Origin of the sequence: Myxococcus sp. AB025B (assembly GCF_006518215.1) — a bacterium.
Taxonomy (GTDB): domain Bacteria; phylum Myxococcota; class Myxococcia; order Myxococcales; family Myxococcaceae; genus Myxococcus; species Myxococcus fulvus.
The window spans coordinates 1-23,309 of sequence record NZ_SRLW01000029.1 but is presented as its reverse complement, the minus strand read 5'-3'; the positions used below and the strand labels follow the sequence as shown (position 1 = coordinate 23,309).

Genomic DNA, 23,309 nt, shown 5'->3' with positions numbered 1-23,309 from the left:
GCACCGCGCGTCAAGCGAGGTGCGGTCGATGGGACAGCGACTGGGTGTCAACGTGGACCATGTGGCGACGCTGCGGCAGGCGCGGCGCACCACGTATCCGGATCCGGTGACGGCGGCCGCGCTGGCGGAGCTGGCCGGCGCGCAGCAGATCACCATCCACCTGCGCGAGGACCGCCGCCACATCCAGGACCGGGATTTGCGCATCCTGCGTGAGACGACGCAGACGCTGCTCAATCTGGAGATGGCGGCCACCCCGGAGATGGTGAAGATCGCCTACGAGCACAAGCCGGACGTGGTGACGCTGGTGCCCGAGCGCCGCGAGGAGCTCACCACCGAGGGTGGGCTCGAGGTCGCCGGCCAGCGCGAGCACGTCGCGAAGATCATCAAGAACCTCAAGGACGGCGAAATCACCGTCTCGCTGTTCATCGACCCGGACCTGGACCAGGTGCGCGCGTCGCACAAGGTGAACGCGGACCGGATTGAGTTGCATACGGGCCGCTACTGCGAGGCGCGCAATGAGAAGGAGCGCGCGCGGGAGCTGGCGCGCATCGTCGACGCGGCGAAGGCGGGCACCAAGCTGGGCCTGGGCGTGGCCGCGGGCCACGGGCTCAACTACGACAACGTGCAGCCCATCGCCCGCATCGCGGAGATCGACGAGCTGAACATCGGCCACGCCATCGTCGCGCGCGCGGTGCTGGTGGGCTTCGACCGGGCGGTCCGGGAGATGCTCGACCTGATGCGCAACCCGGGATAGCGCGCCATGGGAATCCGGGGCCTGGGTCTGGACATCTGCTCCATCTCCCGCATCCAGCGCATCCTGGACGGGCCTCGCGCGGAGCCGTTCCTGAACCGCGTCTACACCGAACACGAGCGCGCCCTGTGTGGCCAGCGTCACGACGCGGCCAGCGCCTACGCCGCGCGCTTCGCGGCCAAGGAGGCGCTGGTGAAGGCCCTGGGCGCGCCGCCGGGCATCCGCTGGAAGGACATGGAGGTGCGTCGCGAGGGCGGCGCGCCGTACTTCGGCCTGTCCGGCGTGGCGCTCGAGGTGATGGAGGCCCGGGGGCTGGAGGCCTTCCTCGCGTTGACCCACGACGCCGACGTGGCCGCCGCCACGGTGGTGCTGCAGTCGAAAGGGGAGTGAAGCCATGCTGCGCGTCCTCACCGCCGCCCAGATGCGTCAGGCCGAAGAGGCCGCCGAGCAGCGCCACGGGATGCCCTCCGCGCTGCTGATGGAGAACGCGGGGCGGGGGCTGGCGGAGGTGGCGCGCAAGCTCGCGGGGCCTGATGGCCGCTTCGTGGTGGTGTGTGGACCGGGCAACAACGGCGGCGACGGGCTGGTCGCGGCGCGCTTCCTCCTCGAGGGCGGCGCGCGCGTGTCGGTGACGCTCGTGGGCGACACCGCGAAGCTGACGCCCGAGGCGAAGCGCAACCTGGAGGCGCTGCGGGGCTTCGGTGGTTCGGCGCTCGCGCTGGAGTCGGTGGAGCCTCCCGCCACGGGCGACGTGGTGGTGGACGCGTTGTTCGGCACGGGGCTGAGCCGGGCGCCGGCGGGCGCGTTCGCGGAGGCCATCTCCGCCCTCCACCGGTGGCGACGCGCGGGCGCGAAGGTGGTGGCCGCGGACGTGCCCTCCGGGCTGCGGAGCGACACGGGCGAGCCCTTTTCTCCGTGCGTGGAGGCGGACGCGACGGTGGCCTTCGGCTTCCTCAAGCCGGGCCAGGTGCTGGAGCCCGGGGCCTCGCTGTGTGGCCGCGTGCACCGCGTGGACATCGGCATGGGGGGCGCGGCGTCGCGCGACATCACCGGCGCAGAGCTGTTCGTGGTGGAGGAGTCCGACGCGCGCCGCACGCTGCCCGCGCGCAAGGCGGACACGCACAAGGGCACCTACGGGCACGTGCTGGTGGTCGCCGGCAGCCGGGGGAAGACGGGCGCCGCGGCGCTGGTCGCGAAGGCGGCGCTGCGCTCCGGCGCGGGGCTGGTCACGGTGGCCACGCGAAGCGACGCGCTGGAGGCCGTGCAGTCGCACTCCGCCGAAATCATGGGCATCCCCCTGGAGGGCTCGGGCCCGCTGGGGCTGGGGGAGCTGGACGCGCTGCTCGCGGCGGCCGAGGGCAAGGACGCGCTCGTGATGGGGCCGGGCATCCCCCGGGGCCCCGAGACGGGCCGGCTCATCGGCGAGCTGCTCTCGCGCGTGGAGCTGCCCGCGGTGCTGGACGCGGACGCGCTCAACGCGGTGGCGGAGGACCTCTCCGTGCTCCGCCGCGCGAAGGGGCCCGTCGTGCTCACGCCCCACCCGGGCGAGATGGCGCGCCTGACGGGCAAGTCGACCAAGGAGGTCCAGTCCCAGCGACTGGACATGGTGGGTCGACTGGCGGCCGGGCTCAACGCGACGGTGGTGCTCAAGGGGGACCGCACGCTCACCGCGCACGCGGATGGCCGGGTGTTCATCAACACCACGGGCAACCCGGGCATGGCCACGGGTGGCTCGGGGGACGTGTTGTCCGGCGTGTGCGGCGCGCTCCTCGCGCAGGCCTTCCCGCTGCCCGACGCCATCTGGACGGCGGTCTACACGCATGGCCTCGCCGGAGACCTGGCGGCGGCGCGACGCGGGCAACTGGGCCTGGTGGCGGGGGACCTCATCGAGCAGGGGCTCTGCGAGGTGTGGCTGCGGTGGGAGCGATGAGCGACACGGTGCTGTCGAGCGAGGTGCGGCGATGAGCGAGTCCAACACGGTGGAGCGGCGCGTGACGCTGGCCTCGCCCGAGGAGACCCATCGGCTCGGAGTCCGGCTGGGCGAGCTGCTCGAGCCGGGGGACTTCGTGGGCCTGATTGGCGATTTGGGCGCGGGCAAGACGCACCTGGTGCGCGGCGTGGCCGAGGGCGCGCGCGTGCCTCGCTCCGAGGTGGCCAGCCCCACCTTCGCGATTGTGTACCCGTACTCCGGCCGCATCCCGCTGTACCACGCGGACCTGTACCGCCTGACGGGCTACGACGACCTCTACGCCACCGGCTTCATGGACCTGGTGGGCGGCGAGGGCGCGGTGCTGGTGGAGTGGTTGGACCGGGTGCCGGAGGCCGCGCCTCGCGAGCACCTGCGCATCACGCTGGCCCACGCGGGCGAGGACTCACGCACCCTGGAGGCCCAGGCCTTCGGGGCCCGGGCCTCGACGCTTCTGAATTCCTGGCTGCCCTGACGTCAGGCGGCGTGCTGGTTGGGGCCGGGCGTGGGCGGCGGGACGACGTCCCCCGCGAGCTCCGGCACCCGCCAGCGGTGGAAGACGAGCCCGGCGTCCACGCCGATGACGTCCTCCTCCTGGACCGGCGCCCAGTGCGGCCCGCCGCACAGCGCCTCGCTGGAGACGATGAGCTGCTCCAGCCGCGTGCCCGCGACGGGCAGGCCGCCCAGCTCGCACCGCGCGCCGCCCACGGACACGAAGAGCGTCCGGTTGCGCCGCGAGGCCACCATCACCTCGCCGTTGGTGACGAGGAAGTTCATCGCGGAGCGCTGCTGCGCCTGCGAGTCATCCGTGATGGCCGCCACCAGCCCCATCGTCTCCGCGAGCGCCCGCGCGACGTCCTCGACAGGGGCCGAGCCGACGATGGGATGCCTGGCCGCCAGGCGGGTGAGGAAGAGGTAGAAGCACCGCTCGCTGTCCGTGGTGCCCCGGATGCCCACGCGCAGCGTCGGACAGATGAGCTCCTCCACCGCGGCGCGGTGCCGGGCGAAGTCCCTCAACGTCCCATTGTGGACGAACGTCCAGCGGCCGTGGTGGAAGGGGTGGGAGTTGCGCAGCTCCACCGCGCCCACCGACGCCAGACGGATGTGCGCCACCACCGTGTGTGAGGACACACGGCTGCTGACACGCTCGAAGTCGGGGTCACTGTGCGCCGGCCCCACACCGTGGGCCACGACAGGCGCCGCTTCGGCACCGTAGGCGGCGATTCCCCATCCATCCTTGTGCTCGCGTGACTGGATGAGGAGCGAGTTCTTCTGCGTCACCAGCGAGGGGTGGACCGCGGAAGGGACTGACGATCTGAATCCAAAAAGTCGGCACATGGCTGCAGTTGGTACTTATAACGGCCGGCCCCGACGGGAAGTTCTCCTGCACTCCCGTGCGACGCACGTGTCACCAGTCGACGTCGCTTCACCCGCAGGAATTCAGCTCCTGCTGGACGACGACACGCCCGGCTTTCACCACCGTGCGCGCGTGCCCTATTCCTAGATGGTAGGGCAGATGGCGGAAAGACGCACAACTGAACAACACCAGGTCGCCTGCATCACCCACGGCCAACCGCCCTTGTCGTTGCAGTCCCAATGACAACGCGGCGCCACGGGTCGCGGCCCAGTACGCCTCCGCGGCACTGAGGCCGTTCTCCAGACACGCGAGCCCCAGCGCCAACGCCGTGTTTTCGCTCATGGCGGAGCCCGGGTTGACGTTGGTGCCCAAAGCGACATTGAGGCCCGCGTCGCGGATGCGACGTCCCGGCGCGTAGGGACGCATGCGCAGGAAGAGGGTGGAGGTGGGTACGAGCACCGCGGTGACGTTGGCGGCGGCGAGCGCGCGCAGGCCGGCGTCGGTGACTTGCTCCAGGTGGTCGGCGGTGGCGGCGCCCAGCTCGGCGGCGAGCTCGGAGGCGCCGAAGGCGGTGAGCTGGTCGGCGTGGAGGCGCGGCTGCATCCCCAGCTCGCGGCCGGCGGTGAGGATGCGGCGGGCCTCGTCGACGGTGAAGGCGCTGTCCTCGACGAAGACGTCGCAGAAGCGCGCCAGGCTCTCTTGGGCGACGGCGGGGAGGATTTCGTCGATGCAGAGGCGGACGTAGTCCTCGCGGCGTTCGCGGTACTCCGCGGGGATGGCGTGCGCGCACAGCAGCGTGGGCACCAGCTCCACGGGCGTCATCGTGTTGAGCCTGCGCACCACGCGCAGCATCTTCAGCTCGGTCTCCACGTCGAGCCCGTAGCCGCTCTTCACCTCCGCCACCGTCACGCCCTGCGCGAGCAGCCGCTGCACGCGGGGCAGCGCCAGCCGCACCAGCTCCTCCTCGCTGGCCGCGCGCGTGGCGCGCACGGTGCTGACGATGCCGCCGCCGGCCTTGGCGATTTCGAGGTACGTGGCGCCCTGGTTGCGCAGGTCGAACTCCGCGGAGCGCTCGCCGGCGAAGACCAGGTGTGTGTGCGGGTCCACGAAGGCGGGGCCCACGAAGCCGCCCTTCGCGTCGAGCACCTCCGTGCCCGTTCCCACGCTGCCCGGCGGCAGCGTGGCCTCCGCGCCCACGTACGCGATGTGACCGGCGCGGATGCCCACGCAGGCGTGGGGACGCGAGGTGAGGGCGGCCTCGGCGGGCTCGCGGTGCGTGCCCTCCAGGGTGAGGACCTCGGACGTGTTTCGGACCAGCAAGTCCAGCGCTTCCATGACGTCAACGACCTCCACGCACACCCACGATGGGAACATTCCAGCTGGTGCTGTCTCCAACCCGCGCGCGACCGAAGCCCCCCGACAGCTCCAGGGTGTCCAGCCATCCCCACGTGAAGCGCGCGGCGACGACACCGCCGTAGTACAGCGAGCCGTTGCTCACGCCATGCGACGACAGCGTGTGCACGGCGACGAAGGGGACCAGGCCCACCGACACCCCGGGCTCCGGTGAGAAGCTCAGGGCACACGTCGCCTCCGCGCCCGCCATGCTGCCCGGCCCGCCCTTGCTCGAGGAGATGCCGAAGTCGGACGCCCCGCGCACCGCGAGCGAGGGCGCGAGTCCCAGCTGCTCGGAGCCGATGTAATAGGACAGGCCCGCGTAGACGCCGTAGCCGGGCACGGGCAGCGGCAGGAACATCTCGCCCTGCAGGCCCGTGTGCAGGTGCAGCCGCTCGGTGAGCGGCCACGTCATCGCGGCGTCGAAGGCGAGGCCCCACTGCTGGGTGGAGAAGCTCGCGTCGTCGCCGCGGAAGCGGTCATCGGTGCCGACGGAGGGCACCGTGCCCGCGATGGGCGCGCTGAGCCGGGGGCCGGTGCGGATGCCCGCCTGGAGCATCCGCTGCTGGGCCGAGCCGGGCCCCAGGCGCATCACCATGGGGCCGACGGCGGAGGGCGCACACCCCGCGAGCGCTCCGAGAGCAAGGGCGAGCAACAGCGTCAGGCTCGGGCGCGCGGGGGGGGCCATGGCGAGGCACAAGGCTACACGGTGATGCCCGGAATCTTCACGCCCCGCTCCTTGGCCACCTCGATGGCCTCGGGGTAGCCCGCGTCCGCGTGGCGCAGCACGCCCATGCCGGGGTCGCTGGTGAGCACGCGCTCGATGCGGCGCGCGGCCTCGGCGGTCCCGTCCGCGACGATGACCTGACCGGCGTGCAGCGAGTAGCCCATGCCCACGCCGCCGCCGTGGTGGAAGGACACCCACGACGCGCCGTTCACCGCGTTCACCAGCGCGTTGAGGATGGGCCAGTCCGCCACCGCGTCCGTGCCGTCCTTCATCGCCTCCGTCTCGCGGTTGGGCGACGCCACCGAGCCGCAGTCCAGGTGATCTCGTCCGATGACGATGGGCGCCTTCACCTTGCCCGTGCGCACCAGCTCGTTGAACGCGAGGCCCGCCTTGGCGCGCTCGCCGTAGCCCAGCCAGCAGATGCGCGCGGGCAGGCCCTGGAACGCCACGCGCTCCTCCGCCATGTTCAGCCAGCGCTGCAGCGAGGCCTTCTGCGGGAACAGCTCGCGCACCACGCGGTCCGTGACGCGGATGTCCTCGGGGTCTCCGGACAGCGCCACCCACCGGAACGGGCCCATGCCCTCGCAGAACAGCGGGCGGATGTACGCGGGCACGAAGCCGGGGAACTCGAACGCGTTCTCCATGCCGCCCAGCTGCGCCTGGCCGCGCAGGTTGTTGCCGTAGTCGAACACGTGGCAGCCGGCGGCCTGGAAGTCGTTCATCGCCTCCACGTGTTCAATCATCGACTCGCGCGCGCGGCGCACGTAGCCCTCCGGGTCCCGCTTGCGCAGCTCGGCCGCGGCCTCCAGCGACAGGTCCGTGGGGATGTAGCCGTTGAGCGGGTCATGCGCGCTGGTCTGGTCCGTGACGAGGTCCGGCTTGATGCCGCGGCGGTACAGCTCGCGGAACACCGAGGCCGCGTTGCCGATGACGCCGATGGAGCGGCCCACGCGCTTCGCCTGCGCCTCCTTCACCAGCGCGAGCGCCTCGTCGAGGTCCTTGGCGACGACGTCCAGGTAGCGCGTCTCCACGCGGCGCTGGGCGCGCCACGGGTCGATCTCCACGCCCAGGAACACGGCGTTGTTCATGGTGGCCGCGAGCGGCTGCGCGCCGCCCATGCCGCCCAGGCCGCCGGAGAGGATGAGGCGGCCGGAGAGGTCGTCGGTGCCGAAGTGGAAGCGGCCGGCGGCGGCGAACGTCTCGTAGGTGCCCTGGAGGATGCCCTGGGTGCCGATGTAGATCCACGAGCCGGCCGTCATCTGGCCGTACATCATCAGGCCCTTCTTCTCCAGCTCGTGGAAGTGCTCCCAGTTGGCCCAGCGGCCCACGAGGTTGGAGTTGGCGATGAGCACGCGCGGCGCGTCGGGGTGCGTGCGGAAGACGCCCACGGGCTTGCCGGACTGGACGAGCAGCGTCTCGTCGTCGGCGAGGCCCTGGAGGCTGGAGACGATGCGGTCGAAGGAGGGCCAGTCGCGAGCGGCCTTGCCGGTGCCGCCGTAGACGACGAGGTCCGCGGGATTCTCGGCGACCTCCGGGTCGAGGTTGTTCATCAACATCCGGAGCGCGGCCTCCTGGACCCAACCCTTGCACGAGAGGGTGGAACCACGGGGGGCGCGGATGACGCGGGACATGAACGGGCTCCTGAGGAATGGCTGACGGAAAGGCCCGGCACACTACCCGAACCCGTGGAGCGCGGGGGGAGCACCGTGAGGGCCTTCGTGCGCAGTGTCCGCTGGAGGCGTCGGGCGCCCCGTCCCCGAGGTGGGGACGGGCACGCTCCGTCCATGACGCGAGGGGCCGAAGCCCGCTTCAGGAGTGCAGCGAGCCGTCGTCGTCCGGCACCCGGAGCGGCGCCTGGGAAGAGGGTGGGCGCGCCACGCCGTCGCTCCGGTGGAGGCGCAGGTGGTTGAGGACCTCCTTCACGCCGAGCACTGACTCGGTGACGTCCTCGATGGCGCGCTTCTCGTCGCGGCTGTGCACGCTCCCGGCGAGCGTCACCACGCCGTCCGCCACCTGCACCTCCACGTCCGAGGCGTCCATCCACTCCTGCATCAGCCGGTCGCAGATGTCCGCGCGGATGCGGTCATCGCCTCGCTGGTAGCCGCGGGGCCCGCGTCCCTGGGGCGCGCGGGGGCGGACGGGGCCTCCGGCGTAGCCTCCATGGCCCAGGTCGTGGTCGTCCGCGCGCGTCGTGCTGGTGGAGAACCCCACCCGGGGCGGCGCCATGTTCTCCACGCCCGGTCCGTGGCCCGAGGGCTGCGTGCCGCCCAGTCGCACATCCGCCTCCGCGGGCCGCTCGCGAGGGCGCAGCTCCCGCAGTTCGTCCATCCACGCCTCGGGTTCATCCCAGGTGTCCGCGCCGCGTCGACCATGGCGTGAGTGGCCCGGGCCCACGTCCCCGCCGCGGAGCGAGTCCGACGGCGCGTCCCTCCCGCGGCCCCGATGCGCGCCGCCCCTGTCGTCGGGCGGGCCGTGGCGCGAGTGGCTCGAGCTCACGTCCCCGCGACGGAGCGAGTCCGAGGGCGCGTCTCTCCAGGAGGCCCGGTGCGCGCCGCCCCTGTCGTCGGGCGGGCCGTGGCGTCGTGGCGCATCCTCGTCGAGCGCGCGGAAGGTGCCGCTCGGGCTGTAGCCCGGTCGTCGGGCAATCCGCTCCGGGTCGAAGTGCCGGGCGCGGCGGTCCATCTCGCGGTCGCGGTCGAAGTCCCGGCCATACTCGTGGGCCCGGTCCAGCGCCCTGGCCGCGTCACCGAAGTCCCGGTCGATTTCGTAGTCGAGAGGGTCCCGGTCGCCTCGCAGCGTGCGGTATTCGCGGTCGCGGTCGAGGTCCCGGGAGGGGTGCTCGAAGTCGCGCCGGGCGTCCCAGTCCGAGCGGTGGGAGTCCCGCCCGGGGCGTGCGTGGTGCTCAGGGTGCTCGTGACGGGGAGGGCCCCGATGGTGGCCCGGGTCCCCGGCGCGCCAGGCAGGCGGGCCCTCGTGCTCCCTTCGCGGGTGGCGTCTGCCTTCGTTCTCCCCGCGGCCGTGTCGCTCCTTGTTCCGTCGGTCGGGGTCATCATGGCGTCTTCCACTCATGTCATCCGCCTCCTGGGGTTCCGGCTCGCGCGTGGGGTCCTGTCCTCCAGAGGGTTTTGACCGCGAGCGTTCCCGGCAACGCCGCCTCGCCTCGTCGGTCGTCCGGGCGTGGGCCGGGCGGGGAGCGGGGGCCCGACGGGCTTCGAGCAGGCGTTACCGCGAGGCCCGGGAGCGGTAGAGTCGCGCGCGCCACGAGCGGACGGTCGTCCGGAGGGCACCAGGAGAGGGCGGGCATGACCGAGACACAGCGGGACGACGAGGACACCCGGAGCGAGCAGGGCGCGGCGCTGGCCCGGCCCCTGCCACCCGTCCAACCGCCCGACGAGCCGAGGCCTCCCCTGGTCAGTCTCCCTCCCACCGTGGCGGGTGGCGTGCCCGCCATCGTCTCCTCGATGAAGCACGCGTGGGGCGAGATGGGCCCGGTGCGCGGCTCGTTCCTCCTGCACAAGGTGAATCAGAAGGACGGCTTCGACTGTCCGGGCTGCGCGTGGCCGGACCCGGGGCATCGCTCGGTGGCGGAGTTCTGCGAGAACGGCGCGAAGGCGGTGGCGGAGGAGGGCACGAAGGAGCGCGTGACGCCCGACTTCTTCCGGCAGTGGAGCGTCGCGGCGCTGTGCGCGCAGTCCGACCACTGGCTGGGCAAGCAGGGGCGCCTGACGCACCCGATGGTGCTGCGCGAGGGCGCCACGCACTACACGCCCATCTCCTGGGACGAGGCCTTCGCGCTCGTGGCCGAGGAGCTCAACGCGCTGGAGTCGCCCGACGCGGCGTGCTTCTACACCTCCGGACGCACGAGCAACGAAGCCGCGTTCCTGTACCAGTTGTTCGTGCGGCAGTTCGGGACGAACAACCTGCCGGACTGCTCGAACATGTGTCACGAGTCCAGCGGCACGGGGCTCGGCGAGACGATTGGCATCGGCAAGGGCACCGTCACGCTGGAGGACTTCGAGCAGGCGCAGGCCGTCTTCGTCATCGGCCAGAACCCGGGCACCAACCACCCGCGCATGCTCTCCACGCTCCAGGCCGCGGCGCGCCGGGGCTGCGAAATCGTCAGCATCAACCCGCTGCCCGAGGCGGGGCTCAATCGCTTCCGGCATCCGCAGGAGGTGTTCCAGTTGTTGGGCCCGGGAACGGCGCTCAACAGCCAGTTCCTCCAGGTGCGCATCAACGGGGACGTGGCGCTGCTGCAGGGGTTGGGCAAGGCGCTGCTGGAGATGGAGGCCGAGCGGCCCGGCACGGTGGTGGCGCGCGGGTTCATCGAGGACAAGACGCTCGGGTTCGACGCGTACGCGCGCAACGTGAGCGCGGTGAGCTGGGACGACGTGGTGGCGCGCAGCGGGGTGCCGCGACCGCAGCTTCAAGCGGCCGCGGAGCTGCTGGCCCGCTCCGAGCGCATCATCTTCTGCTGGGCCATGGGGCTGACACAGCACCGCAACGCGGTGGCCAACATCCAGGAGATCGTCAACCTGGCGCTCCTGCGCGGCAGCATCGGCAAGCCGGGCGCGGGCCTGTGTCCGGTGCGCGGGCACAGCAACGTGCAGGGCGACCGCACCATGGGCATCTGGGAGCGGCCGAAGCCCGAGTTCCTGGACGCGCTCGCGCGGGAGCTCGACTTCGAGCCTCCCCGGCACCATGGCAAGGACGTGGTGGACACGCTGCACGGCATGCACGAGGGACAGGTGCGGGTGTTCTTCGCGCTCGGGGGCAACTTCCTGTCGGCCACGCCGGACACGGAGTTCACCGCGCGGGCCCTGCGGCGCACACGGCTCACGGTGCATGTGTCCACCAAGCTCAACCGCGCGCACCTGGTCCACGGACGGCGCGCCCTCATCCTCCCGTGCCTGGGAAGGACGGAGCGGGATGTGCAGGCGGGGGGGCCTCAGTTCGTGACGGTGGAGAACTCGATGGGCGTGGTGCACGCCACGCGCGGCGCGGTGGCCCCGGCGTCCGAGCACCTGCTCAGCGAGCCGGTGATCGTCGCGCGGCTGGCCACGGCGGTGTTGGGCGCGCGCTCGAAGGTGCCGTGGATGTCATGGGTGGAGGACTACGCTCGGGTGCGAGACGTGATTGCCCGGGTCATCCCGGGGTTCGCCGACTTCAATCGGCGCGTCCAGGAGCCGGGCGGGTTCTATCTGCCGAACGGGCCTCGGGAAGGGCGCTTCACCACGGCGAGTGGGAAGGCGCACTTCACGGTGCACACCATGCCGGGCGAGGAGTTGGAGCCCGGGCAGTTGATGATGATGACGCTGCGCACGCATGACCAGTTCAACACCACGGTGTATGGCTTGGATGACCGCTACCGTGGCATCAAGGGTGGGCGGCGCGTGGTGTTGATGCATCCCAAGGACATCCAGGAGCGCGGGCTCACCGAGGGCCAGGTGGTGGACCTGACGAGCCACTTCCGAGGCGAGACGCGGGTGGCGAGGCGATTCGTGGTGGTGCCGTACAACATCCCCCGGCGGTGCGCGGCGACGTACTTCCCGGAGACGAACGTGCTGGTGCCGGTGGACAGCTTCGCGGAGAAGAGCCGCACGCCGGCCTCGAAGTCCGTGGTCATCACCGTGGCGCCGTCGGTCGAGGCGCCTTCCCTCGTCGAGGGTTCGACTTCATGGGGTCCGTGAGCGCGCATGCACCCGCCCGGTGAAGCCGCATGGCCGGAGTCGCTCCGGCCGCTCTACGAGGAAGTCGCGAGCACTCCCGCCACGGAGGCGGTGGAGGCGTCCGCGCGCTGGAGCACGTCCTTCGCCGATTGGGTGCGCGGGGCGTCGCTGGAGGAGCGGACGCTGGCGCAGCTCGCCGCCTGGGAGCGGCTGGCCCGGGGAGAGCGCGGGCTCGGCGAGCTGTTGTTCCTGGTGGGCTCGTGCAGTGAGCTTCTGTGGCCCTATGCGGCGCCGCCGGCGGGCTTGCTGGAGCGGTTGTTGTCGCGGCAGGGCGCGATGCTGGAGCTCCTGCGGGGCACGGGTGAGCCGGAGGTCGCGGCGCGGGTGCTTCGTGAGAGCGAGGCCGCGCTGTCGACGGTGCTGACGCGGTACCTGAAGCGTCATCCGGACTCGTTGCTGTCGCTCGTGGGGAACGTGCCGTGTACGTATGACGGGCGGGCCCTGCGCTTCCTCGACTCGGTGGAGGTGGACCTCAAGCGGGTGATGGCTTCGGGGAACAAGGCCATCGGAATGCTGGAGCAGCTGCGCCTGCTGCTGCCGGCGACGGCGGAGGCCGGGCGCGACAAGCTGGCGGACTACATCCGCGCGCGGGCCTCGCGGATTCCGTGGCAGGAGGCCTCGGAGGTGCTGGCCGAGCGGCTGTTCGCGCTGGCGACGTCTCCGGATGGACGCGGGGCGATGCGCGGGTTCCTGGCGTGCTACCCGAACGGGCGCAAGGAGCCGGAGTGGTGTGCCCGCGCGGGGGTGTTGCTGGCGCGCACGTTGGAGGTGGGTGGGTCGCCCGCGGTGGTGGAGAACCTGTGCGAGCTGCTGGCGCGCTTCGATGCGCCGCCGGTGGATGGGCTGCGCGGGGCGTTGGGCGCGTTGGTGGGCAGTGACTTCGACACGCTGACGGACCTGGGGCCCGTGCGCTTCGTGCTGGACCACTGTCAGGCGAACCTGCGCAAGGGTGAGCCGGGGCTGGTGCTGACGCAGGTGTGGCTGGAGGAGCGGCTGTTCCGCGCGTCGGTGCGCAAGGGCTTGTCGGACGCGTTCGAGCGGCGCAAGCGGATGCGGGCGAAGCTGGAGCCGATGGCGACGGGCTTCGCGCACCTTTGCTGGCTCGCGGAGGAGTGCGCGGATTTGTGGCCGAAGCTGGGGTCGGAGAATCGACCCGGGTTGGATGAGCTGGCGGCGTGGCGGGACGAGGTGGCGGAGCGGATTGCTCGCAAGCCCATGCCTCGGAAGGCGGCCATCGAGTTCTTTCTGTGGTGTGCGCCGGACGCGGCGTCGTCCGAGGCGGAGCTCGTGGTGCTGTCGCTGGCGCGGACGGAGACGGACCGACGACAGGTCCGGCGGCTCAAGGACCATCCGTCGTCTCGGGTGCGGCTGCGCGTCCGGACGCTGCAGCGCTGGTTCCAGGGGGCCACGGGGAAGGATGGCGCGAAGGCTCCGCCGCCCACGGGCGCGGTGGCTCCGGCGTCCCTCACGGATGCGTTGAGGCATCTGCATGTGACGCGTGCGGTGCCGTTGAGTGGGCGGACGTGGCTCAGGGACCGTGACCTGGAGGAACTGCTGTTCGGCGCGGTGACTCGCGTGGAAGCGGACTTCTCGGCGCGCTATCCGGAGCGGTTCCGTGAGGACACGGTGGAGCTGGTGGACTCGCTGCTCGAGGCGCTGAGTGGCGAGCTGGGCCGCGTGAAGGCGGACCTGTTCTCGTTGCTGGCCCAGGGCCAGCCGCCGCCGCTCGATTTCGAGCTGACGGTGCGACGTGTCGCGGAGCGGGTGGTCGAGGCGCCGAAGCCCTCGAGGCGAGGACGGGGGAGGGCGCCAGCCGCGCCCGTGGCCACCGAGGTGGGCCCGGTGGGTGTGTTGGACATGTCGACCTCCTGGGCTCCCGTGGTCGAGTCCGTGATGGCCGAGGATGAGAGCGCGCGGAGTGGGGACGAATCGCTGTCGATGGAGGACGAGGTCTCGCGCCTGTTGGAGGCGGAGGCGCTGTCGCGGGTCGAGGCTTCCGACGAAACGTCTCTCGCGGACGTGAACGAGGGGCCTTCTGACGGACTGGCCGTCGGGGAGTCTGTGCCTGCCGCCGATGCACGGGGCCCGCGGGAGGTGGAGGCCGTCGTCGAGAGCGCCTCCTCCATGGTCATCGCCACGCCGGCCGCTGACGGCGTGGTTGACGGCGGCTCACAGGTCGACGCCCCTGCAGCTGAGCCCTCGGCCGCCGCCGAAACGGCCCATGCGGAGGTTGACGGCGGCTCACAGGTCGACGCCTCCGCAGCTGAGCCCTCGGCCGCCGCCGAAACGGCCCAGGCGGAGCCGCTGCCTCCGCTGGTCGCGCCCACGGAGACCTCCGCCTCCGAAGTACGTCTCCCCGACGAAGACCCCTCCGCACGCTCGCGGCGCGGCCGAGGCAAGCGAGGCTCGTCGGACCGGGTCCCGGACTCACGCACCTCGGGCACCGAGGTGGCGTTCATGATGAACGCCGAGGTCGACGGCTTCGTCGACACGGAGCGCGCGGTGCTCGTCCAGGTCGTGAAGCTGGAGCAGCGTGGAGAAGGCCAGTGGCTGCCCCACTTCCGGCTCGGCCGTGAAATGGTCGATGGCCTGCTGTCACGCACCGACTCGGCCTACTGCCTCTTCCTCGTCCCGCCCATTCCTCGCGCCGAGTGCTGGATGCTCCCAGCCCGACTGGTGCGTGACCTGATGGACGCCCAGCGCTCCCTCACCACCGTGTCCCGGGACTCCGTGGCCCGCGCCGCGCGCTCCCTCTCCCAGTGGTGGATGGGCGACTTCGTGAACCTCTGGACCGGAGACGAGCGGACCGCGTTCCTCGAACACGTCTCCCCCGAATCCCCGAACGCACCGGACTTCGTCGTCCGGTGCTCCTTCCACTCGGGGGCCCGCACGCCGAGGCCTTGAGCGTCAGACCGCCAGCTCCAGCTCCACCTTCTCCAGGTAGCCCGGCACGTACGCCTTCCAGCCCTTCGACTGCACCCGCCGCCGGAGGGCCTCCAGCGCGTCCGGCTCGCCGTGCACCAGCAGCGTCTGGCGCGGCGGCGAGTCGAACCCCTCCATCCAGCGCATCGTCTCCGTCCAGTCCGCGTGCGCGGAGAACCCGCTCACCGTCCGGATCTCCGCGCCCACCGGCACCACCTGCCCGTGGATGCGGCACTCCTTCTCCCCATCCAGCAGCTTGCGCCCACGCGAGCCCACGGACTGGTAGCCCACGAACAACACCGTGTTGCGCGGGTCCGGCAACCGGTGCTTCAGGTGGTGCAGCACGCGGCCTCCCGTCGCCATGCCGGACGCGGAGATGATGATGGCCGGCCCCTCGTGCAGGTTCAGCCGCTTGCTCTCCCGCGCCGACGTGACGAACCGTGTCCGCTGCGTCGCCAGCGGTGAGGCCCCACGCTCCACCAGCGACTTCATCACCAGGTCGTGCTCCTCCGGGTGCGCCAGGTACACGGGCGTCGCGTCACAGGCCATCGGCGAGTCCACGAACACATCCACCACGGGGAGCTGCTTCGCCTCCTCCAGGTTGCGCAGGTGGAAGAGCAGCTCCTGCGTGCGCCCCACCGCGAACGCGGGAATCACCACCACGCCCCCACGGTCGAACGCGCCCTTCACCGCGTCTCGCAGCGCCTCCATCGGCTTCTGCTCGCGGTGTTGCCGGTCCCCATACGTGCTCTCGACCACCAGCGTCGTCGCCGAGTCCACGCTCTGCGGATCCCTCAAGATGGGCGCCTGATAGCGACCCAGATCCCCACTGAAGACCACGCGCTGGCGCGTGCTCTTCAAGTCGAAGACACAGACGGCCGAGCCGAGGATGTGTCCCGCCCGATAGAAGGTCAGGGTGATGCCCGGGAGGATCTCCTTCGGCCGCTCGTAGCCGAAGGTCTCGATCATCCTCACCGCGCGCTCGGCGTCCGGGACCGTGTAGAGGGGCAGGGCGGGGTGGTGCTTGGAGTAGCCCTCCTTGTTCGCGTAGCGCGCCTCCTCCTCGTGGAGGTACGCCGAGTCCGGCAGCAGCAGGGCCGTCAAATCCCGGGTGCCGGGCGTGGTGTAGATGGGGCCGTCATAGCCCTCGCGAATCACGCGCGGCAGCCCACCTGTGTGGTCGATATGCGCGTGCGTGAGCACGATGGCGTCCAGCTCACGCGCGGGGAGCGGGAGCGGTTGCCAGTTGCGCTGTCGCAGCTCCTTCTGTCCCTGGAAGAGCCCACAGTCCACGAGCACCTGCTGCCCGTCATGCTCGAGGAGGAACTTGGAACCCGTCACGGTTCCGGCGGCGCCGAGGAAATGGAGGGAGGCCATGGCCCCCAGTCTACCGTGCTAGCGTGGGATGCTCATGAGTACCTCCGAGCGTCCCCCCGGGGCAGACCGCGTACCCTCCAAGGGCGAGGACGCCCAGCAGACCCGACCCACGGGTACCGGACGCCCCGGCTTCACGGGCGCGGTCCGCCGCTTCCGGGTCACGCTCCTGGAAGGCCCCCAGCCCGGCGTCTACAAGGACTCCAACGCGGACACCTTCTCCATCGGCTCGCACGGGCTCAACGACTTCGTCATCGACGAGCCCACCGTCTCGCGCTTCCACTGCGAGGTGCGCATCGAGCGCGATGGCGCCCGGGTGCGGGACCTCGACAGCTTGAACGGGACGGTGCTCGACGGCGTCCACGTGCGCGAGGCCTACCTGCGCGGAGGCAGCGTGCTGCGCCTGGGCCGCGTCAGCCTTCGCTTCGACTTCAGCGCGGAGAGCAACCGGCTGCTGATCTCCGAGCGCACCGCCTTCGGCGAGCTGGTGGGCACCTCCGTCGTCGCGCGCGCCAGCTTCGCGCTCATGGAGCGCGCCGCGGCCAGTGACGCCACCGTGCTCCTGGAGGGTGAGACGGGCACCGGCAAGAGCCGCGCCGCGCTGGCCATCCACCGCGCGGGCTCGCGTGCCGCCGGTCCCTTCCTCACGGTCGACTGCGGCGCCATCCCCGGCAACCTGCTGGAGAGCGAGCTGTTCGGGCACGAAAAGGGCGCCTTCACCGGCGCGCTCCAGCGGCGCATCGGCGCCTTCGAAGAGGCCGACGGCGGCACCATCTTCCTCGACGAGGTGGGCGAGCTGCCCGCGGAGCTGCAACCCAAGCTCCTGCGCGTGCTGGAGCAGCGCGAGATTCGCCGGTTGGGCGCGAACACGTATCAGCCCGTCAACGTGCGGGTCATCGCGGCGACCCACCGGGACCTGCGCGCGGAGGTGAACGCGAGCCGCTTCCGGCCGGACCTCTTCTTCCGCCTCGCGGTGGTGCGCATCCTCATCCCCTCGCTGCGCGAGCGCCCCGAGGACATCCCCGCCATCGCCGAGCGCATCCTCGCGGGCTTCGGCGCCGCGCCCGAGCAGGTCTCCGCGCTCAACACGCCCGAGTTCATCAACCAGCTCCAGCACGCCGCGTGGCCCGGCAACGTGCGCGAGCTGCGCAACCACCTGGAGCGCTGCCTCGTGTTCCAGGACGCGCTGCCGCCCGAGACCGAGACCGTGGGCGCCCAGGGGGTCATGGGCAGCCTGGTGGACCCGAAGCAGCCCTACGCGGATGCACGTCGCAGGGCGCTCGAGATCTTCGAGCGCGAGTACCTGGACGCGCTGATGCAGCTTCACCACGGCAAGGTGTCCCAGGCCGCCACCGCGGCGGAGATGGACCGCGTGTACCTCTACCGGCTGCTGCGCAAGCGCGGACTGCGGACGTAGCTAGCGCGCCGCGTGCTCGGTCACCTGGCCGGGCACGCCACCCGTGGTCCAACCCTCGAGCCGGGCCAGAGGGCTCCCCGCGAGCCGCCGCGTGCCTCGCGCATCCGTCGAGAGCGCTCCGGGCTCGGCGTGCAGATAGACGCGCGTCTCGACCTCCGTCCCCGCGAGCTCCAGGACGCACGCGAGGAGCCGCTCGGCGAGCTGCCGACAGCCCCGTTGCTCCAGCGCCCGCGCCGGCGCCTCGTCGGACAGCGCGCGCCACGCGAGCAGGGCATTGCCTCCCTCCAGCGCCAGGGTCCACCCCTCGGACTCCAGCAGCTCACGGCCTGCGTCGAGCGCGGCGTCCCTCGCGTCGAGCGCTTCGTCCGTCGGGTCCACGTCCGAGGTCGTGAAGCGCAGGTCCAGGTACAGCGCCGAGGCCCACGTGCTGGAGTCGGCGGATGCGATGAGCGCCGAGCGCAGCGCCGCGAGGAAGCGCGTCACGTCCGGCCAACGCTCCTCGGGCCTCTTGGCCAGACAGCGTGAGACCACCGCCTCCAACGCCGCGGGCACCCGGACGTGTTCGCTCAAGCGGGGCGGAGGCGCGTGCAGGTGTTGCTCCTCGACCTCCACCGCGCTCTCTCCGTCGAACGGGGGGCGTCCCACGAGCAACTGGTAGAGCAGCACGCCCAGCGCGTACAGGTCCGTGCGCGCGTCCACGGGTTGGCCGAGGATCTGCTCCGGCGCCATCGCCACCGGAGTTCCGAGCACCGCGCCCGCGGTGGTCAGCGCCGTGCCTCCGGACAGGGGCGCCACCTTGGCGATGCCGAAGTCCACCAGCTTCACGCTGAAGCCCTCGGGGCGCGGCAGGAACATCACGTTCTGGGCCTTCAGGTCGCGGTGCAGGATGCCCTGCCCGTGTGCCGCCGCGAGCGCGCTCCCCAGCTCCTCCATCACCGTGTGGGCCTCGGCGAGCGAGAAGGGGCCTCGCTGGGAGAGCCACCGGTCCAGGCTCTCTCCCTCCAGCCACTCCATGGCGAGCCAGGGCCTTCCGTCGCGCAGCTCCCCGTACTCCAGCACGCGGACGATGTGGGGATGGTCGAGCGCCAGGAGGGTGTCCGCCTCCTGCTTGAAGCGCAGGAGGACCTCGCTGACGTGGTTGAGGTGGGCCCGCACGACCTTCACAGCGGCGGGCGTCCGGGTGTCCAGGTGGATGGCGCGATAGAGCGACGCGGTGAGGCCGGAGTGGACCCGCCGCTCCACCATCCACGCGCCGACGAGGGCTCCGGGCTCCAGCTCGTCGCCGTACAGGGCGACCTGGGCGTTGCCCTCGCGCTTGTCCCACTCACTCATTGCGGCCCTCCATCCCCTGCGCTCGCGTCCTTCCAGGACGTCCCCTCGGGTGCCTATGGACCTGTCTTGGCACGCGTGCTCGCGGGAGCACCATCCGGCCACTGGCCCTTCACGGCCGACTCGAGCCCTCGCACACGCGAGGTCCAGAGTGGAGCCTCGTGCGCGGTCTGCTCGACCTCGGCCACCCGGGCACCCAGCGCTTCGTCGTCGCCCGCCGCACGGGCCGCTCTCGCCGCCCAGACGAGGACCTCCATCCGTTCATCGGGCGGCATCCGTGTTCGCGAGGCCTCCACCTGGGCCTCCCAATGCTCGCGGGAGTAGGGCACCCAGGCCGAGGCCTCGGCGACCACGCGGCGCACCACCTCGCCCATGAGCTGGTCCGCCGACGTGAGGCGCACGCGTGAGGCCTGTTCATCGAGCCACGCGAGCTGCTTCGTGGCCTCGGACAGGTCGCCCAGCTCACAGCACAGGCGGGCCACGAGCAACGCGTCCTGCGCCATGGAGTGGGGGAAGCAGCGCTGGCTGAGCACTCCCGCGCGTCTGGCCAGCGGCAGGGCTTCTTCCGCGAGGCCCTGGTAGCCCAGGAGCACGGCGAGGTTGAACGCCGAGGTGCGCTCTATCTGCACGTTGCCGAGCTCGCGTCCCAGGCTCACCGCGCGCTCCAGGTCCGTGCGCGCCCCCGCCACGTCGCGACGCTGGACGTGGAGCACCAGGCGGTTGTTGAGCGCGACCCCCAGGTGCAGCGTGTCTCCGGTGGACTCGCACAGTGCGATGGCCTCGGCGAAGCGGCGCTCGGCGTCGTCGAGCTGCCCCGTCCAACCCAGCATCGCGCCGAGCATGGCCAGGGCGATGGCCTCCGTCTCCTCGTCGCCCGTCGAGCGCGCCAGCGTCACGGCTTCTTGGAGGGGCGCGATGGCCCCCGTGATGTCCTCCCGACGCACGAAGGCGCGCGCCTTGGCCAGGGCGTGGCGCGCGGCCAGCTCGGAGGGGACGGGCTCTCCGAGCAACTGGAGCGCCTGTTCCTGCAGGGCGGTGGACTCGTCCGTGTCGTCCCGCCAGTCGAGCGCGGTGGCTTCCTCCAGGAGCAGGTCCGCTTCGCGCAGCACGGCGCCTCGCGAGACGGCGATTCGCCGCGCCTCACGCAGGTCCTCGAGGGCGTCGTCGATGCGCTGGAGCCGGTAGCGGACGCGGCCACGGCCGGACAGCAGCTCCAGTCGACGCACGTCATGCTCGCGAGGCGCGCACTCCAGGGCGGCGGAGAAGTGGCGCTCGGCCTCGAGCAACCGGTGTCCACGGCGGCTCGACTCCGCCAGGGCGTGGTGGAGCTCGAGCGCCAGGATGGTCTCGCCCGCGCCCTCGGCCCAGCGGGCGCGCCGGGGCAAGGGGGCGTCGGGCAGGGCCTCCAGGGCGGCGGAGCAGATGCGGCGACGGAGCGCTCCAGGCAGCCTCGCGGCGAAGGCCTCGCGCAACAGGGTGTGCTCGAAGCGCCAGCGGCGGGGGCCTCGGGGCTCGAGCATCCCGAGCCGCGCCAGTCGCTCCAGTCCGACGCCCGGGTCCAGGGAGAGGTCCAGCGCTTCGCTCCCGTCGAGCCGGGTGAGCGTGGCGGACAGCTCCTCCCAGCGCACGTCTTCGCCGAGCACGGCCGCCACCTGGAGCAGCGCGCGCAGCCCGGAGGGCAGGGCGAGCAGGCCGCGCTCCGCCACGCGCTCGTCCGGGCTCTCCACGGCCAGCGCATCCAGGGCCTCCGCCGCGAGATAGCCTCCTCCTCCGGCGCGAGTCCGGATGGCGCCGGCGGCCCTCAGCGCGCGGACCGTCTCCACCAGGCGCAGCGGCGAGCCACCACAGCGCGCCACCAGCTCACGGAGCATGCTCTCCGCGGGGACATCCACGGGACTCAGGAGCTGCCGCAGCACGTGGCTCGCGGCCTCGTCATCGAGGGGCGCAAGCGTGCGCCGGGCGCTGTCCGCCGCGCGCTCACCGAGGTATGGGCGCAGCTCCAGGAGTCGAGGGCGTCCGGTGAGGACGATGCAAAGCGGCGAGGTGAGGCCGGAGAGCGTGGCCAGCTCCAGCGCGTCGAGCGCGGTGGGGTCCATCGTCTCCGCATCGTCCACGAGCAGCACCAGGGGGCGCTCCTCGGCACGGCGGCGCAGGTGCGACGCGAGCGCTCGTGCGAGGTGCTGTCTGCGCGCCGCGGGATGCGCGGTCGCCAGATCCAGCGTCGTGTTCGTGCTCTCGATGAGCCTGCGCACCCCTTCATCAGAAGAGGTGGTTGGCGGCAGGCCGAGGAGGGTGGAGATGAGGTGACCCAAGCCACTCTCGGTGGCGCTGCCTTCGTCCCGCTGCGCTCCCACCAGCAGGGTGGACAGAGCGCCTGCTGTCAGCAGCTCACCGTGGAGCTCGGTCAACAGCCGCGTCTTGCCGAGCCCTTCGTCGCCTAGCAGGGTCAGCAGCATGGGCGAGCGCTGCTCGCGCACCTTCGTGATGCCCGCGCGCAGCCAGTCCAGCTCCGCGCCGCGGCCCTGCACGGTGGCGATGGGGAGGGGGGCGAGGTCCGATGACGTGGGTGTGCTGACAGGGTCGAGCGCGCCGAGTCCTTCACGCGCTTCGGCGGTCAGCAGGAGTGTGTCGGATGGGGTCGCGGGCTCGGGCCACCACCTGCCCACCTGTTCGAGCGCGACGCCACCGAGAACCCATCGGCCACCTCGCTCGCGCACGCGGAGCCGTGCCTGGTGCACGACGCGCATCGAACCGGGAGGAAGCTGGCTCGCAAGGGCTTCCGCGGCCTTGAGCGCGGCACTCAGCCCCGTCTCGACCTGGGCCGCACGGGGAAACGCGAAGAGGGCGAGCCCCGGCTCCATGCGCGCCAGCTCCGCGCCGGTGCTGGTGAGGAGTCCCCGCAGCGTGGGGACATCGAGCGGCGTCTTGACGCCCAGCAGGGCGACGTCCCTGGCTCGTTGTGCGGAGGTCTCCGAATGGCCCGGGGGGCTCTCACCCGTCGTGGCGACTGTGCGCGGTTCGGGAGACTCCAGCACTGGCGCGGAGGTCCCCATCGGGACCCCGTCCGCGCCTTGCGTCGCGCTGAGCAGTGGCGGTGCGGCGGTCCTCGCCCTGGTCTCGGCATCGAGCGCATCCGCCACGACCGCCTCTTGCGTCGAGCTGAGTTGCGGCGGTGCGGAGGTCCTCGCCCCAGTCTCGGCATCGAGCGCATCCGCTACGACCGCCCCTTGCGTCGAGCTGAGTTGCGGCGGTGCGGAGGTCCTCGCCCAGGTCTTGGCTTCGAGCGTATCCCCCACGACCGCCCCTTGCGTCGCGCTGAGCAGTGGCGGTGCTGAGACCCTCGAAATGGTCTCGGCATCGAGCGCATCCGCTACGCCCGCCCCTTGCGTCGAGCTGACTTGTGGCGGTGCGGAGGTCCTCGCCCCGGTCTCGGCATCGAGCGCATCCGCCACGCCCGCTCCCTGCGTCGCGCTGCCCCGTGGCCTCCCAGCGGTCCCCTGCCGCGGCACGGCTTCGAGCGCATCCGCCACGCCCGCCGCGCCGGGCCCGCGCTCCTCCGGGGCCTTCGCCAGCAAGCGGGACACCAGGGCTTCCAACTCGAGCGGCACCGCCCACGGCGCCAGCTTCGAGAGCACCGGTGGCCTCCGGGCGACATGCGCCTGGAGCACCGACGCGGTGTCTCCCACGAACGGCGGACGCCCACACAGCAGCTCGAAGTAGACGACGCCCAACCCGTAGAGGTCCGCGCGCGCATCGATGGCTCGCGCATCGAGGCACTGCTCGGGCGCCATGTACTCGGGCGTGCCCAGACGCTGCCCGGTCCTCGTCACCGTCGGCGAGGGCGCTTCGTCCCGCTCCGCGCCCAGGCGCGCCAGCCCGAAGTCGACCAGGACCAGCCGCTCTCCGGAGAGCATGATGTTCTCCGGCTTGAGGTCGCGGTGCACCACCGCCGCGGCATGCACCCGCACCAGCGCGCGCGCCAGGGCGAGCATCACGGGCCTCGCTTCCTCCCACGACATCGCGCCCGACCGGGGCAGCCCCGCCAACCGCTGCGCGAGCGTCTGCCCGGCGATCAGCTCCATCACCACCACGGGCTCACCCGCCAGCGTGCGGGCCTCGCCCAGCAGCTCCGGCGTCACCGGCGGGCCGATGCGTCGCAGCGCCTCCAGCTCCCGCGCCAATCGCTCCGCGGCGTGCGGCTCCAGCACCTTGAGGGCCACGGGCCGGCCGTCGGACTCCCGCCGCGCCGCGAGCACACGCCCGAAGCCGCCTCGTCCCACGGAGACACCCCGCTGGTACCCCGGGACGTCCGGAAGGGGGGCCGGGGGGACGCTCGGCGGGAGCT

Annotated in this window: 15 protein-coding genes; 7 read left to right on the top strand and 8 right to left on the bottom strand. The window is 71.8% G+C overall.

What is annotated here, in order from left to right:
* Positions 1–28 precede the first annotated feature (28 nt).
* Genes FL311_RS07205 through tsaE form a run of 4 tightly spaced genes read left to right on the top strand, consistent with a single transcriptional unit; the run spans position 29 to position 3,192 of the window.
* Complete coding sequence (locus FL311_RS07205; RefSeq protein ID WP_141324198.1) at positions 29–754, top strand: pyridoxine 5'-phosphate synthase; 726 nt, start codon at positions 29–31, stop codon at positions 752–754.
* 6 nt (positions 755–760) lie between these two features.
* Positions 761–1,141, top strand: coding sequence for a holo-ACP synthase (gene acpS / locus FL311_RS07200; RefSeq protein WP_141324197.1), 381 nt, complete (start codon positions 761–763; stop codon positions 1,139–1,141).
* Positions 1,142–1,145: 4 nt separating this feature from the next.
* Positions 1,146–2,681 (top strand): NAD(P)H-hydrate dehydratase, encoded by a 1,536-nt coding sequence (locus FL311_RS07195; protein WP_141324196.1) that lies wholly within the window; start codon positions 1,146–1,148, stop codon positions 2,679–2,681.
* A 31-nt stretch (positions 2,682–2,712) separates the two neighbouring features.
* Positions 2,713–3,192, top strand: coding sequence for a tRNA (adenosine(37)-N6)-threonylcarbamoyltransferase complex ATPase subunit type 1 TsaE (gene tsaE, locus FL311_RS07190; RefSeq protein ID WP_141324195.1), 480 nt, complete (start codon positions 2,713–2,715; stop codon positions 3,190–3,192).
* A gap of 2 nt (positions 3,193–3,194) precedes the next feature.
* Here tsaE and FL311_RS07185 read toward each other — a convergent pair whose 3' ends face one another.
* The 5 genes from FL311_RS07185 to FL311_RS07165 form a co-directional block, all read right to left on the bottom strand.
* Positions 3,195–4,055: a class II glutamine amidotransferase gene (locus FL311_RS07185; protein ID WP_141324194.1), complete on the bottom strand. Its 861-nt coding sequence runs from the start codon at positions 4,053–4,055 to the stop codon at positions 3,195–3,197.
* A gap of 88 nt (positions 4,056–4,143) precedes the next feature.
* The gene (hutI, locus tag FL311_RS07180; protein WP_141324193.1) at positions 4,144–5,409 is read right to left on the bottom strand and encodes an imidazolonepropionase; all 1,266 of its coding nucleotides are present in this window, start codon (positions 5,407–5,409) and stop codon (positions 4,144–4,146) included.
* A gap of 4 nt (positions 5,410–5,413) precedes the next feature.
* Complete coding sequence (locus FL311_RS07175) at positions 5,414–6,154, bottom strand: hypothetical protein (protein WP_141324192.1); 741 nt, start codon at positions 6,152–6,154, stop codon at positions 5,414–5,416.
* A 14-nt stretch (positions 6,155–6,168) separates the two neighbouring features.
* Positions 6,169–7,824, bottom strand: coding sequence for a urocanate hydratase (hutU, locus tag FL311_RS07170; RefSeq protein WP_141324191.1), 1,656 nt, complete (start codon positions 7,822–7,824; stop codon positions 6,169–6,171).
* A gap of 178 nt (positions 7,825–8,002) precedes the next feature.
* Positions 8,003–9,262: a BON domain-containing protein gene (locus tag FL311_RS07165; protein WP_141324190.1), complete on the bottom strand. Its 1,260-nt coding sequence runs from the start codon at positions 9,260–9,262 to the stop codon at positions 8,003–8,005.
* Between the two features lie 233 nt (positions 9,263–9,495).
* On the opposite strand from FL311_RS07165, the gene FL311_RS07160 reads away from it, so the two are divergent.
* Together FL311_RS07160 and FL311_RS44945 are read left to right on the top strand one after the other, a co-directional pair.
* Positions 9,496–11,883 carry an FdhF/YdeP family oxidoreductase gene (locus FL311_RS07160; protein WP_141324189.1) on the top strand — a complete coding sequence of 796 codons (2,388 nt, stop codon included), beginning with the start codon at positions 9,496–9,498 and terminating at the stop codon, positions 11,881–11,883.
* Positions 11,884–11,889: 6 nt separating this feature from the next.
* A complete protein-coding gene (locus FL311_RS44945) occupies positions 11,890–14,826 on the top strand; it encodes a hypothetical protein (RefSeq protein WP_228556721.1) in 2,937 nt (978 codons plus the stop codon).
* Between the two features lie 3 nt (positions 14,827–14,829).
* Here the strand turns inward: FL311_RS44945 and FL311_RS07150 are convergent, their stop codons facing one another.
* Positions 14,830–16,221, bottom strand: coding sequence for an MBL fold metallo-hydrolase RNA specificity domain-containing protein (locus FL311_RS07150; protein ID WP_141324188.1), 1,392 nt, complete (start codon positions 16,219–16,221; stop codon positions 14,830–14,832).
* Positions 16,222–16,255: 34 nt separating this feature from the next.
* Between FL311_RS07150 and FL311_RS07145 the strand changes: the two genes are divergently transcribed.
* Positions 16,256–17,635: a sigma 54-interacting transcriptional regulator gene (locus tag FL311_RS07145; RefSeq protein WP_141324187.1), complete on the top strand. Its 1,380-nt coding sequence runs from the start codon at positions 16,256–16,258 to the stop codon at positions 17,633–17,635.
* Here FL311_RS07145 and FL311_RS07140 read toward each other — a convergent pair whose 3' ends face one another.
* Complete coding sequence (locus FL311_RS07140) at positions 17,636–18,967, bottom strand: serine/threonine-protein kinase (RefSeq protein WP_141324186.1); 1,332 nt, start codon at positions 18,965–18,967, stop codon at positions 17,636–17,638.
* Between the two features lie 53 nt (positions 18,968–19,020).
* A partial coding sequence (locus tag FL311_RS07135) for a serine/threonine-protein kinase (RefSeq protein WP_141324185.1) occupies positions 19,021–23,309 on the bottom strand: 4,289 nt, incomplete at its 5' end.

Excerpts from the sequence above, each read along its gene's own strand:
- FL311_RS07205 (WP_141324198.1), top strand. The coding sequence starts at position 29 with ATGGGACAGCGACTGGGTGTCAACGTGGACCATGTGGCGACGCTGCGG.
- acpS (WP_141324197.1), top strand. The coding sequence starts at position 761 with ATGGGAATCCGGGGCCTGGGTCTGGACATCTGCTCCATCTCCCGCATC.
- FL311_RS07195 (WP_141324196.1), top strand. The coding sequence starts at position 1,146 with ATGCTGCGCGTCCTCACCGCCGCCCAGATGCGTCAGGCCGAAGAGGCC.
- tsaE (WP_141324195.1), top strand. The coding sequence starts at position 2,713 with ATGAGCGAGTCCAACACGGTGGAGCGGCGCGTGACGCTGGCCTCGCCC.
- FL311_RS07185 (WP_141324194.1), bottom strand. The coding sequence starts at position 4,055 with ATGTGCCGACTTTTTGGATTCAGATCGTCAGTCCCTTCCGCGGTCCAC.
- hutI (WP_141324193.1), bottom strand. The coding sequence starts at position 5,409 with ATGGAAGCGCTGGACTTGCTGGTCCGAAACACGTCCGAGGTCCTCACC.
- FL311_RS07175 (WP_141324192.1), bottom strand. The coding sequence starts at position 6,154 with ATGGCCCCCCCCGCGCGCCCGAGCCTGACGCTGTTGCTCGCCCTTGCT.
- hutU (WP_141324191.1), bottom strand. The coding sequence starts at position 7,824 with ATGTCCCGCGTCATCCGCGCCCCCCGTGGTTCCACCCTCTCGTGCAAG.
- FL311_RS07165 (WP_141324190.1), bottom strand. The coding sequence starts at position 9,262 with ATGAGTGGAAGACGCCATGATGACCCCGACCGACGGAACAAGGAGCGA.
- FL311_RS07160 (WP_141324189.1), top strand. The coding sequence starts at position 9,496 with ATGACCGAGACACAGCGGGACGACGAGGACACCCGGAGCGAGCAGGGC.
- FL311_RS44945 (WP_228556721.1), top strand. The coding sequence starts at position 11,890 with ATGCACCCGCCCGGTGAAGCCGCATGGCCGGAGTCGCTCCGGCCGCTC.
- FL311_RS07150 (WP_141324188.1), bottom strand. The coding sequence starts at position 16,221 with ATGGCCTCCCTCCATTTCCTCGGCGCCGCCGGAACCGTGACGGGTTCC.
- FL311_RS07145 (WP_141324187.1), top strand. The coding sequence starts at position 16,256 with ATGAGTACCTCCGAGCGTCCCCCCGGGGCAGACCGCGTACCCTCCAAG.
- FL311_RS07140 (WP_141324186.1), bottom strand. The coding sequence starts at position 18,967 with ATGAGTGAGTGGGACAAGCGCGAGGGCAACGCCCAGGTCGCCCTGTAC.